Source organism: Streptomyces sp. NPDC006691 (genome assembly GCF_042869955.1).
Lineage (GTDB): Bacteria > Actinomycetota > Actinomycetes > Streptomycetales > Streptomycetaceae > Streptomyces.
The window spans coordinates 164,580-177,052 of sequence record NZ_JBIAGW010000014.1 but is presented as its reverse complement, the minus strand read 5'-3'; the positions used below and the strand labels follow the sequence as shown (position 1 = coordinate 177,052).

The 12,473-nt window shown below is 72.5% G+C and carries 7 protein-coding genes; 2 read left to right on the top strand and 5 right to left on the bottom strand.

The features are described from left to right. Positions 1–36: 36 nt before the first annotated feature. The 4 genes from ilvN to ACFYNP_RS27545 all read right to left on the bottom strand — a co-directional run bounded on the left by ilvN (position 37) and on the right by ACFYNP_RS27545 (position 6,890). Positions 37–564 carry an acetolactate synthase small subunit gene (ilvN, locus tag ACFYNP_RS27560; protein ID WP_100577584.1) on the bottom strand — a complete coding sequence of 176 codons (528 nt, stop codon included), beginning with the start codon at positions 562–564 and terminating at the stop codon, positions 37–39. A gap of 26 nt (positions 565–590) precedes the next feature. After that, complete coding sequence (locus ACFYNP_RS27555) at positions 591–2,459, bottom strand: acetolactate synthase large subunit (protein ID WP_388412024.1); 1,869 nt, start codon at positions 2,457–2,459, stop codon at positions 591–593. Positions 2,460–2,685: 226 nt separating this feature from the next. Continuing rightward, a complete protein-coding gene (locus tag ACFYNP_RS27550; protein ID WP_388412022.1) occupies positions 2,686–5,556 on the bottom strand; it encodes a putative bifunctional diguanylate cyclase/phosphodiesterase in 2,871 nt (956 codons plus the stop codon). A 392-nt stretch (positions 5,557–5,948) separates the two neighbouring features. Beyond that, a complete protein-coding gene (locus ACFYNP_RS27545; RefSeq protein ID WP_388412021.1) occupies positions 5,949–6,890 on the bottom strand; it encodes a 2-hydroxyacid dehydrogenase in 942 nt (313 codons plus the stop codon). 74 nt (positions 6,891–6,964) lie between these two features. On the opposite strand from ACFYNP_RS27545, the gene ACFYNP_RS27540 reads away from it, so the two are divergent. Both ACFYNP_RS27540 and ACFYNP_RS27535 read left to right on the top strand, forming a co-directional pair. Continuing rightward, on the top strand, positions 6,965–7,978 hold the full coding sequence (locus ACFYNP_RS27540; protein WP_388412019.1) for an aldo/keto reductase: 1,014 nt from the start codon (positions 6,965–6,967) through the stop codon (positions 7,976–7,978). A gap of 140 nt (positions 7,979–8,118) precedes the next feature. Beyond that, positions 8,119–9,276 (top strand): PQQ-dependent sugar dehydrogenase, encoded by a 1,158-nt coding sequence (locus tag ACFYNP_RS27535; protein WP_388789038.1) that lies wholly within the window; start codon positions 8,119–8,121, stop codon positions 9,274–9,276. Between the two features lie 90 nt (positions 9,277–9,366). On the opposite strand, the gene ACFYNP_RS27530 is transcribed toward ACFYNP_RS27535, so the two are convergent. Beyond that, a complete protein-coding gene (locus tag ACFYNP_RS27530; RefSeq protein WP_388789073.1) occupies positions 9,367–12,429 on the bottom strand; it encodes an AAA family ATPase in 3,063 nt (1,020 codons plus the stop codon). Positions 12,430–12,473 lie beyond the last annotated feature (44 nt).

Below are 12,473 nucleotides of genomic sequence, written 5' to 3'. Positions count from 1 at the left end.
GCGATACGGGCGGGTCAGGGCCCGTACCGGCGGGGCTCAGGCGCTGCGGTCCAGGGCGCGCAGCGAGCGGTCCGTGATGGACCGGGCGCCGCGCCCTATGGCGATCGTGCCGGACTGGACGAGCTCCTTGATGCCGAACTGCTCCAGCATCTTCAGCATCGCCTCCAGCTTGTCGGCGCCGCCGGTGGCCTCGATGGTGACGGCCTCGGGCGAGACGTCCACGGTCTTGGCGCGGAACAGCTGGACGATCTCGACGATCTGGGAGCGCGTTTCGTTGTCGGCACGCACCTTCACCAGGACGAGCTCGCGCTGGATCGCAGCGCTGGGCTCAAGTTCGACGATCTTCAGGACGTTGACCAGCTTGTTGAGCTGCTTGGTCACCTGCTCAAGCGGCAGGTCCTCGACACTGACCACGATGGTGATGCGGGAGATGTCGGGGTGTTCGGTGACACCGACCGCGAGCGAGTCGATGTTGAAGCCGCGGCGGGAGAACAGGGCGGCGATCCGGGCCAGGATGCCGGGGGTGTTCTCGACCAGGACCGAGAGCGTGTGCTTGGTGGACATGAGCCTCTTACCTCTTCCTACAGCTCTCAGTCGTCTTCGTTGTCGCCGAAGTCGGGGCGGACGCCGCGGGCGGCCATGACCTCGTCGTTGGAGGTGCCGGCGGCGACCATCGGCCACACCTGCGCGTCCTCGTGGACGATGAAGTCGATCACGACGGGGCGGTCGTTGATGGAGTTGGCCTCCTCGATCGCCTTGTCGAGGTCCTCGGGGCGCTCGCAGCGGATCGCGTAGCAGCCCATCGCCTCGGACAGCTTGACGAAATCGGGGACGCGGGTGCCGCCGCTCGGCCTGCCCTGCTCGGCGACGCCGTTCTCGGGGCCGGAGTGCAGCACGGTGTTGGAGTAGCGCTGGTTGTAGAACAGGGTCTGCCACTGGCGGACCATCCCGAGCGCGCCGTTGTTGATGATGGCGACCTTGATCGGGATGTTGTTGAGCGCGCAGGTGGTCAGTTCCTGGTTGGTCATCTGGAAGCAGCCGTCGCCGTCGATCGCCCAGACCATCCGGTCCGGCTGACCGGCCTTGGCACCCATGGCGGCGGGGACCGCGTAGCCCATGGTTCCGGCGCCGCCCGAGTTCAGCCAGGTGGCGGGCAGTTCGTAGTTGACGAAGTGCGCGGCCCACATCTGGTGCTGGCCGACGCCGGCCGCGTAGATGGTGTCCGCGTCCGCGAGTTCGCCGATGCGCTGGATGACGCGCTGCGGGGACAGCGTGCCGTCGTTCGGCTCGTCGTAGCCCAGCGGGTAGGTCTCGCGCCAGCGGTTGAGGTCCTTCCACCAGGCGGTGTAGTCGCCCTTGTGGCCCTCGGAGTACTCGGCCTGGACGGCCTGGACCAGGTCGGCGATGACCTCGCGGGCGTCGCCCACGATCGGGACGTCGACCTCGCGGTTCTTGCCGATCTCGGCCGGGTCGATGTCCGCGTGGATGACCTTGGCGAACGGCGCGAAGCTGTCCAGCTTGCCGGTGACGCGGTCGTCGAAGCGGGTGCCGAGCGCGATGAGCAGGTCCGACTTCTGCAGTGCGGTGACGGCGGTGACCGCACCGTGCATGCCGGGCATTCCCACGTGCAGCGGGTGGCTGTCGGGGAAGGCGCCGAGCGCCATCAGGGTGGTGGTGACGGGCGCTCCGGTGAGCTCCGCGAGGACCTTCAGCTCGGCGGTGGCGCCGGACTTCAGGACGCCGCCGCCGACGTACAGGACCGGGCGCTTGGCCGCCACGATCAGCTTGGCGGCCTCGCGGATCTGCTTGGCGTGCGGCTTGGTGACCGGGCGGTAGCCCGGCAGGTCGGTCGTGGGCGGCCACGCGAACGTGGTCTGCGCCTGGAGGGCGTCCTTGGCGATGTCCACCAGGACGGGGCCCGGGCGGCCGGTCGAGGCGATGTGGAAGGCCTCGGCGATGGTGCGCGGGATGTCCTCGGCCTTGGTGACCAGGAAGTTGTGCTTGGTGATCGGCATCGTGATGCCGACGATGTCCGCCTCCTGGAAGGCGTCCGTACCGATCGCCTTGGAGGAGACCTGGCCGGTGATCGCGACCAGCGGCACGGAGTCCATGTGCGCGTCGGCGATCGGGGTGACCAGGTTGGTGGCGCCCGGACCCGAGGTCGCCATGCACACGCCGACCTTGCCGGTGGCCTGGGCGTACCCGGTGGCCGCGTGGCCCGCGCCCTGCTCGTGGCGGACCAGGACGTGACGGACCCGAGTGGAGTCCATCATCGGGTCGTACGCCGGGAGGATGGCACCGCCGGGGATCCCGAACACGACCTCCGCCCCGACTTCCTCAAGAGAACGGATGAGGGACTTCGCGCCCGTGACGTGCTCAACGGTCGCGGACTGGTGTCCGCCGTTACGGGGCCGCGGCTGCGGATGGTGGGCCCCGGTGGCCTGCTCGGTCATCGGCATTCTCTTCTCGAAGCTGAGGGTTTTTGCGGTGGTTTAGTCGAGATCGCGGTGGTGCTTGAGGGGTGCCAGTGCAACAAAAAACCCCTCGTGCCGTGAGGCAAGCGAGGGGAGCGCGTCGGGTGCGGTCTGCGGAGCCCGCAAGGGCTCCGCTTCAGCCGACGCGCTTTCCAAGTACGAGAATTCGGGTGCGCATGGCATTGACCCTCCCCCCGGCGCGCTGGTGGTGTCAAGTAGGTGGGACGGGCGTCTCATTATGTGAGCTCAGCAGCGGTCCGCTCCGGCCACTGAGCACGGGCAGCACGGCCCCGCCCGGCACCGGATATTCGCCCCGCAGCAGGGCCCTGCGCAGCCGGAACTCGTCGAGCGGCCCCGAGAACGCCATGCCCTGCCCGTGCGTACACCCCATGGCGCGCAGGGCCAGGACCTGCTCGGGCACGTCCACGCCGTCGGCCACCGACTGCATGCCGAGATCGCGGGCGATCCGGAGCAGCCCGGCGGTGATCTTGTGGAGGCGGGCCGATTCGACGACTCCCTCGACGAGCCCCCGGTCCAGTTTCAGCAGGTCGATGGGGAGCCGGCGCAGTGCGTTGATGGCCGCGTAACCGCTCCCGAACCCGTCGAGCGCGATCCGTACGCCGAGCCTGCGCAGGCCCACGAGGTGCCGCTCCAGCTCGTCGAAGGAGATTCTGGGGTCACTGTCGGCCAGTTCGATGATCAGGGCGCCGGAGGGCAATCCGTGCCTGCTCAGGAGGGCTTCCACTGCCCCCAGGGGCATCGACTTGTCGAGCAGCCTGCGGGCCGAGAGGCGGACCGAGACGGGCGCGGCATGGCCCGCCCCGCGGCGCTCGGCGGCCTGCTCCACGGCCTCCTCAAGCAGCCAGCGGCCGAGCTCGGCGGCGCGCTCGCTCTCGTCGGCGACCCGGAGGAATTCGGCCGGGGTGAACAGGATGCCCTGGGCCGACCGCCACCGGGCCTGGGCCGCGACGGCGGAGACCTCGCCGGTGGCGAGGTCGACGACCGGCTGGTGCAGGACGGCGAACTCGCCCTCGTTGAGCGCGCTGCGCAGCCGCGCCGCGAGCTCGGACTTGCGCACGACCTCGGCCTGCATCTGCGGGGCGTACATCTCGACGCGGTTCTTGCCGCCCTTCTTGGCGCGGTACATCGCGAGGTCGGCGTTGCGCAGCAGTTCCCCGGCGCCGACGCCCGGCTCGGCGAACGCGACACCGATGGAGGCGGCGACCCGGACATCGTTGCCGTCGATCAGGTACGGCTGCGACAGGGTCAGGCGCAGCCGGTCGGCGATCTCCCGCACCTGGTACTCGCGGGCCGCCGGGTCACGGGTGCCGTCGCCGAGGATGAGGGCGGCGAACTCGTCCCCGCCGAGCCGGGCCGCGGTGTCTCCGGCCCGTACCGAGTCCTGGAGCCTGCGGGCGGCCTGGATGAGCAGTTCGTCGCCGGCCTGGTGGCCGATGGTGTCGTTGACCTGCTTGAAGCCGTCGAGGTCGATGAAGAGCACGGCGGTGCCCGGGTCGGTGGTGCGGCGGCCGCCGAGCGCCTTGCGCACCCGCTTGGTGAACAGCGCCCGGTTGGGCAGGTCGGTCAGCGGGTCGTGCTCGGCGTTGTGCTCCAACTGCGCCTGGAGGCGCACCCGTTCGGTCACGTCGCGGCTGTTGAGAATGAGCCCGCCCTGGTGGCGGTTGACGGTGGACTCCACGTTGAGCCACTCGCCGCTCCCCGACCTGAAGCGGCACTCGATCCGCGTCGTGGGCTCCTCGGCGGGCGGCGCCGCGAGGAACCTGCGCACTTCGTGCACCACCCGGCCCAGGTCCTCGGGATGGATGAGCGAGGCCAGCTCGGAGCCCACCAGCTCCTCCGCGTCCCGCCCGTAGACACCGGCGGCCGCCGGGCTGACGTACCGCAGTATTCCGGTGGGCGCGGCGATCATGATGACATCGCTGGAACCCTGCACCAGGGAGCGGAAGTGGTTCTCCTTCTGGGCCAGTTCGTGGGTGAGCGCGATGTTGTCGAGCAGCATGATCCCCTGGCGGACCACCAGGGCGAGCACGACGGTGCAGCCGGTGAACACGACCATCCGGTCGACCCGGTGGCCCTCGATGACGTTGTAGAGGATGCCCAGGGTGCACACGGCGGCCGCGAGGTACGGCGTGAGCGCGGCCAGCGAGCTGGCGAGCGGCCGGGTCGCCACCGGGTGCGGGCGCGGCCGGCCGGGGGCCGGGCGGGCTCCGCGCGGGGCGACGGCGGCCCTGCGCGGCGGCGCGGCGGGCAGCCGGCGGGCGCCCCAGGGGGCGTAGGCCAGGAGCAGGGAGCCGGCGAACCAGCCGGCGTCCAGGAGCTGCCCCGAGTGGTAGTGCTGGCGCAGCAGCGGCGAGGTGAACAGGGCGTCGCACAGGACGGTCAGGGCGAGCGCCGCGATGGCGGTGTTCACGGCGGACCGGTTGGCCGAGGAGCGCCGGAAGTGCAGCGCGAGCACCATGCTGACGAGCACGATGTCGAGCAGCGGATAGGCCAGCGCGAGGGTGGCGTGGGCCACCCCCTCGCCCTCGCCCTGCCGGGCGGTGCGGGCCAGGGCAAGGCTCCAGGACAGGGTGAGCAGCGAGCCGCCGATGAGCCACGAGTCGAGGCCGAGACACACCCAACCCGCCCTGGTGACAGGGCGTTTGGCGAGGACGAGCAGGCCCACGATGGCGGGCGGCGCGAAGCAGAGGAAGAAGAAGTCCGCGGCCGAGAGGGTGGGCACCTGCCGCCGCAGCACCACCTCGTAGAAGCCCCAGACGCCGTTGCCGCAGGCGGCCATGGCGGAGGAGAAGGAGAACAGCAGCCAGGCCGGCCGGAAGCTGCTCTCGCTGCCGGTCGCCCCGCCACGCGCGTAGCGGAAGCAGGAGACCGCGGCGATCAGCGCCGCGGCGGAGAGCCCGAAGTCGCCCATGAACTGGGCGAGTTCCTTCGAGCCCCAGCCGAGGAATGCGCCGGTGGCATATCCGGCGCAGATCACCGCGAGGACGAGTTGGGAAACCATGCCGGTCCCGCCGCCTCCGGTCACGGGGGGCCGGGTCAGGACCGCTCCCGGCGCGCTCACCGGACCGCTCCACGCCACCGGGGCCTGGGCGGGGTCCCACCCGGCCGGGGCCGGGTGCCGGGATTCGCGGCCCAAGAGCCGTGATTTTGTGCGCCGTTGGTCGTTGTGCCGCTTATCGCCCCGGCGAGTACCGCTCCACCGTGGTGCATCGCCGCGCGCTGCCCGCGACGGGGCCGCCGCCGGCTGCTCCACCGCGTCGGATCGTTCGTCCATTGGCCGTGCATCGCCCGTCGCCCCCCTCGCCGTGATCGCTCCCCGCGCCGTAGACGCACGACAGCGGGCCCCGGTCGGGACGATACACCAGTCTCGTCACTCAGGGACATAGCCCTTATACGCTCCGTGACAGCGTGCAGTCGTGAGGGCACCCGGTGCACCCGAATCGCTCCGTAGCGTTACTGATCCGTCGTCAGAACCACGTTGGCGAGCGGCTCTTGGGCCGCGAAGCGGGTGAGCTGAGCGGCCAGCAGACGCTTGGCCCGGGGCAGGAAAGCGGAGCTGGATCCCCCCACGTGCGGGCTGATGAGGACGTTGGGCGCCTGCCACAACGGGTGCCCCGCGGGCAGGGGTTCGGGATCGGTGACATCCAGTGCCGCGTGGAGCCGGCCGGACTCCAGTTCGGCGAGCAACGCCTTGGTGTCCACGACAGGCCCCCGGGCGACGTTCACCACCAGCGCCCCGTCCTTGAGGCGGGCCAGGAACTCGGCGTCCACCAGGCCCTTCGTCTGCTCGGTGAGCGGTGTGGAGACGATGACGACGTCCGCCTGCGGGAGCAGCGCGGGCAGATCGGCCAGTGCGTGCACGGGGCCGCGCTCCGTTGCGCGCGAGGAGCGCGCGACGCGCGCCACCCGCGCGCACTCGAACGGCGCGAGCCGGTCCTCGATGGCCGCCCCGATCGACCCGTACCCGACGATCAGCACCGACTTGTCGGCGAGCGCCGGATAGAAACCGGACCGCCACTCCTGCCGCTGCTGCCCCTGGACGAATCCGGGGATCCCGCGCAGCGAGGCGAGGACGAGGGCCAGGGTCAGCTCCGCGGTGGACGCCTCGTGGACCCCGCGCGCGTTGCACAGGCGTACGCCCGGCGGCAGCAGTCCGAGGCCGGCCTGCACGTGGTCGATGCCGGCGGTCAGCGTCTGCACCACCCGGACGCCGGTCATCCCGGCGAGCGGGCGGACGGAGGTCCGGGGCGACTTCATGTACGGGACGACGTAGAAGGCGCAGTCGGCGGGGTCCGCGGGGAAGTCGGGGCCGCCGTCCCAGACCCGGTAGGTGAAGGAGTCGGGCAGGCCCGGCACATCGGCCGGGTCGAAGGGGATCCACACGTCAGCGGTCATGGTCAGGAGGCTATGCGAAGGCCTGCGGAGGCCAGAGGTTAGTTTGGGGAGCGACGAGGGAGGGATCCGGCCAGGTGGAGCGCAGGACAATCGGGGCGGGGGCCCTGCGGGCGGGTGCGATCGGACTCGGCTGCATGCCGATGAGCTGGGGCTACAGCCGCTCGCAGCAGGACCTGGAGCGCTCGCTGCGCGCCGTGCACGCCGCCTTGGACACCGGCTCGAACCTGCTCGACACCGCCGACATGTACGGCCCGTTCACCAACGAGCTGCTGATCGGCCGGGTGCTGCGCGAGCGCCGCGAGGAGGCCTTCGTCGCCACCAAGTGCGGACTGCTCGTCGGCGTCGACCAGCACGTGGTCGCCAACGGCCGCCCCGGGTACGTGCGCCGGGCCTGCGACGCCTCGCTGCGCCGGCTCGGTACCGAGGTCATCGACCTGTATCTGCTGCACCGCGCCGACCCCGAGGTCCCGGTCGAGGAGACCTGGGGGGCGATGGCGGAGCTGGTGACGGCCGGCAAGGTGCGGGCCCTCGGGCTCAGCGCGATGGGCGCGCGGGCGGTGCGCCGGACCGCGCCGGTGGCCGGGGTGCACGGGCTGCACGTGGGCCGGTACGAGGAGACGGTGCGGCTGCTCGACCGCGTCCAGCAGGTGTTCCCGGTCGCCGCGGTGCAGGCCGAGCTGTCCCTCTGGTCGCGCGAGGCGCTGCGCACGCTGCTGCCGTGGTGCACGGTCCGGGGTGTGAGCCTGCTGGCCGCGATGCCGCTGGGCAACGGTTTCCTGACCGGCACGCTCACCCCCGGGCAGGGCTTCGAACCGGACGACATCCGGGCCCGCCACCCCCGCTTCACCGCGGAGATGATGGCCGCGAACCAGCCGGTGGTGGCGGGTCTGCGCCGGGTCGCCGAGCGGCACGCGGCGACCCCGGCACAGGTGGCCCTCGCCTGGCTGCTGCGGCTCGGGCAGCAGGTGGTCCCGGTGCCGGGGGCCAAGCGGGAGGAGTGGGTGCGCGAGAACGCCCTGGCGGCGGGCCTCTGCCTGAGCCCCCTCGACCTGGCGGAACTGGCCGCGCTGCCGCCCGCCCGGGACTGAGCGGGACGCCCGCAGATTCGCCGGGGCGGGCGGGCGGCGCGCAGGAACCGCGCCCGGCACGGCAGTTGGAACGGCCGGGCGCCGGGGTGAGACCCCAGAATGGGCCCAGCGCATCGACCCCGGCGAAGGGAACCCCAACCGTGCGACGTACCAGCGTGGCAACCGCCCTGGCCGCAGCCGTGCTCGTGCTCGCGGCCGGCTGCTCCTCGGGGCCCGCGCAGCCGCGGGGACAGGGCGCCACCTCCGCCGGCCAGGCGCCCTCGACCACCTCGACAGCCTCTCCGAAGGCCCAACTCCCGCCCGCCAAGGGGTCGGTGAGGGTGGCCAGGACCGTCACCGACAGGCTGAAGTCGCCCTGGGGCGTCGCGGCACTCCCCGAGGGCGCGCTCCTCGTCGGCTCGCGCGACGACGGCTCGGTCGTGCGCGTCGACACCGCGACCGGCAGGAAGACCTCCGTGGGCAGCGTGCCCGGCATCGCCCACCAGGGCGAGGGGGGCCTGCTCGGGCTGGCCCTGTCGCCCACGTACGCCTCGGACCATCTCCTGTACGCGTACTTCACCACCGAGTCCGACAACCGCATCGCCCGGATGATCTACGACCCGCAGCGGCCCGAGGGCCAGCAGCTGGGGGCGCCGGACACGATCCTGCGGTCGATCCCCAAGGGCAGCGTCCACAACGGCGGGCGCATCGCGTTCGGTCCCGACCGGATGCTGTACGCCGGGACCGGCGAGACCGGTGAGCGGGGGCTCGCGCAGGACAAGAAGTCCCTGGCCGGCAAGATCCTGCGGATGACGCCGGACGGGCAGCCCGCGTACGGCAATCCCGAGGCCGACTCGCTCGTCTACTCCTACGGGCACCGCAATGTGCAGGGCCTGGCCTGGGACGGCGAGAACCGGCTGTGGGCCGCGGAGTTCGGGCAGGACACCTGGGACGAGCTCAACCTGATCGAGCCCGGCAAGAACTACGGCTGGCCCGTCGTGGAGGGCAGGGCCGGCAAGGCGGGGTACGTCGATCCCGTCGCCCAGTGGAAGACGTCCGAGGCCTCCCCCAGCGGGATCGCGATCCAGGACGGCTCGGTGTGGATCGCCGCGCTGCGGGGCGAGCGCCTGTGGCGCGTCCCGCTGGACGGCACCAAGGCGCTCGCCGGTCCCGAGGCGTTCCTGGGCGGCCGGTACGGCAGGCTCCGTACCGTCCTGGCGGCCGGGGGCGGCAAGCTCTGGCTGCTCACCAACAACACCGACTCGCGCGGCACCCCCCGGCCCGGCGACGACCGTGTCCTGGAGCTGGACGTCACCTGAGACGACCGCGTGGCTGAACCAGCCGCGTGGCTGAACCGACCGCGTGGCTGAACCGGCCGCGCACCCGAACCGGCCTGTACCCGGGCGGCGTCAGCCCCGCGTCGCCGGCTGTTCGGCGAACAGGTTGAGGCGGTGGGCCAGGGCCGCCGCCTCGCCCCGGCCCGAAACCCCCAGCTTGGCAAGGATGTTGGAGACGTGGACGCTCGCCGTCTTCGGCGAGATGTAGAGCTCCTCGGCGATCTGCCGGTTGCTGTGGCCCGCCGCGACCAGCCGCAGGACGTCCCGCTCCCGGCTGGTGAGCCCGAGGGCCTCCGCCGGGTCGGCCGGGTCCTCGGCCCCGGCCGGATCCGGGGCGGTCAGCGAGACGCGGGCCCGGCGGGCGAGCAGCTCCAGCTGTTCGCGCAACGGCCGGGCGCCGACGCGCTCGGCCTCGGCGTGGGCCTGGCGCAGCAGCGTGGCCACGGTCTCGCGGTCGCCGCCCTCGGCCAGCAGGGCGTGGGCCCATCGATGGCGGGCCAGGGCCAGTTCGTAGGGGCGCTCCGAGGACGTGAGGTCCCGGACGGCCGCCTCCCAGCGGGCCGCGGTGTCGCGGCCCTCGGCGCGGCCCAGTTCGGCGGCCACGACGCGGGCGAGCGCCTCGCACAGGGAGGAGCCGGTCGCCAGCCTCTTCGCCGCGGTACGGATCAGTTCGACGGCGATGCCCCGGCCCTGCTCGGCCGAGGGGAGCCCGCGCACATCGGCCTCCACGGCGGCGGCCGCGACGAGCAGCGGCCAGCCGTAGCGCTGGGTGCCGGGCGGGAAGCCGCGCTCCACCGCGCGGGCCAGCTCCGCGCGGGCCTCGTCGATACGACCCCGGGCGGCCGCGATGCCGAGCCCGACCCGGGCGAGCGGGATGGCGTGCTGAGCCAGCGGGTCGTACTTGCCGAAGGCCGCGCGGGCATCGCCGATGGACATCCCGGCCTGTTCCAACTCGCCTCGCAGAAGGGCGAGTTCGGCCCGGCGCAGCAGGGCGAGCCCCAGCGGCTTGGTGCTCACCGCGGTGCGCTGGACCCGCTCGATGGAGTCGGCGGCCTCCTCCCAGCGACCGAGGCCGAACAGGGATTCGGCCCGGTTGGCCTGCACCCAGGCCTCGTTGTCGAGCAGCCCGTACTTCTGGGCGAGGCGCACCCCGTCGTCGGCGACGCGTACGGCCGCGGCCGAGCGGCCGACTGCCTCAAGACCGGAGCTCAGGTTCACATGGCCGCGCATCGCCTCACCGACCAGACCGAGTTCCAGGGAGCGGTCGATCACCGCGCGCATCGTGGCGATGCCCTCCTCGGTCGCCCCCGAGTCGACCATGAGGCTGCCCAGAGTGAGCCTGACGTTGAGCTCGATCTCCTCGGTCTGCACCAACCGGGCGTATTCCACGGCCTGTTCGGCCGCCGCGAGGGACTCGGGACCGGGTTTGTGGAGCATGCCCCAGCTGGCCGCCGCCGCCAGGACCTCGGCGTGCACGGCGGACGGGGCGAGGCCGCGCACCAGGTCCTGGGCGGTGGCTATCTCCGCCCAGCCGTCCCCGCGCCCCGCGTGCTGCACCATGCGGGAGCGCTGGATCCAGAACCAGGCGGCGCGCAGCGGGTCGTTCCCGGAGCTCAGGTCGCTCTCGGCCTCGATGAGTCGCAGCGCCTGCTTGGCGAGTTTCAGGGCACCTTCGCGGTCGCCGCAGAGCCGGGCCGCCTCCACGGACTCCGCCAGCAGATCGAGATAGCGCAGCGAAGCGGCCTGTTCGGGTGCGCAGCCGCACGGCGGGTAGGAGCCCGCGTGGTCCAGGGGCCTCAGCCCCTTGCGCAGCTCGGCGGGGACGCTGTCCCACAGCTCCATCGCCCGCGACAGCAGCCGCAGTTGCTCCGCGTAGGCGTACCGCCGGCGGGCCTCCACCGCGGCGCGCAGGACCACGGGCAGCGCCTTGGCCGCGTCGTGCGCGTGGTACCAGTACGTGGCGAGCCGGGTGGTCCGCTCATCCGCCCTGACCAGCGACGGGTCGGCCTCCAGGGCTTCGGCGTAACGCCGGTTGAGGCGTGAGCACTCGCCGGGCAGCAGGTCGTCGCTGACCGCCTCGCGCACCAGGGAGTGGCGGAAGCGGTAGCCGTCGCCGTCCGCCGCGGGCAGCAGGACGTTGGCGCCCACGGCGGCCCGCAGCGCCTCGATGAGCTTGTCCTCGGGGAGCCGGGCGACGGCGGCGAGCAGCGGGTACTCCACGGTGGAGCCGCCCTCGGCGGCGATCCGCACCACCCGCTGGGCGTCCTCGGGCAGGCTCTCGACGCGGACGAGCAGGAGGTCGCGCAGCGAGTCGCTCAGGTCCGGGCAGGTGCCGTCGGGGTCGCGGCCCACCACGAGTTCCTCGACGAAGAAGGCGTTGCCGTCCGAGCGCTCGAATATCTCGTCGGCCAGGCGCTGTTCCGGTTCGGCGGCGAGGATGCCGGTCAGCTGGTGGTGGACCTCGGCCCGGTTGAAGCGGGGCAGTTCGATGCGCCGCACGCTGCGCAGCCGGTCCAGCTCGGCGAGCAGGGGGCGCAGCGGGTGACGGCGGTGGATGTCGTCGGCGCGGTAGGTGGCCACGACGACGAGACGGCCGCGCCGCAGGGTGCGGAAGACGTAGGCGAGCAGGTGGCGGGTGGAGGCGTCCGCCCAGTGCAGGTCTTCGAGGACGAGGACGACGGTCCGCTCGGCGGCGATCCGCTCCAGCATCCTCACGGTGAGCTCGAAGAGGCGCGCCGTGCCGTCCTCGCGGGCGGTGGGCGGGCCGGTCCTGGCCAGCTCGGGCAGGAGCAGGGCCAGCTCCTCCTCCTGGCCGTCGGCCGCCGCGGCCAGCTCGTCGGGCAGGTGGCGGCGCAGCGCGCGGAACGCGGCCGAGAACGGGGCGAAGGGCAGCCCGTCGGCGCCGACTTCGACACAGCCGCCGATGGCGATCACGGCGCCGTTCGCGCGGGCCGCGTCGGTGAACTCCTCGATGAGCCGGCTCTTGCCGACGCCGGCCTCGCCGCCGACGAGGAGCGCCTGCGGCTCGCTCTGGGGGCCCGCGGCGCGCGCGAGCGCTTCGTTCAATGTCCGCAGCTCGCCGGCGCGGCCGACGAACACGGGGCTGACTGACCTGGTCTCCACGCCGCCGAGCATCGCACAGGCCGGTGACGACGGGGAGGCGGACGGTCCGTCCCCGG

Coding starts and splice junctions, on each gene's coding strand:
- ilvN (WP_100577584.1), bottom strand. CDS start 564: ATGTCCACCAAGCACACGCTCTCGGTCCTGGTCGAGAACACCCCCGGC.
- ACFYNP_RS27555 (WP_388412024.1), bottom strand. CDS start 2,459: ATGCCGATGACCGAGCAGGCCACCGGGGCCCACCATCCGCAGCCGCGG.
- ACFYNP_RS27545 (WP_388412021.1), bottom strand. CDS start 6,890: ATGACCGCTGACGTGTGGATCCCCTTCGACCCGGCCGATGTGCCGGGC.
- ACFYNP_RS27530 (WP_388789073.1), bottom strand. CDS start 12,429: ATGCTCGGCGGCGTGGAGACCAGGTCAGTCAGCCCCGTGTTCGTCGGC.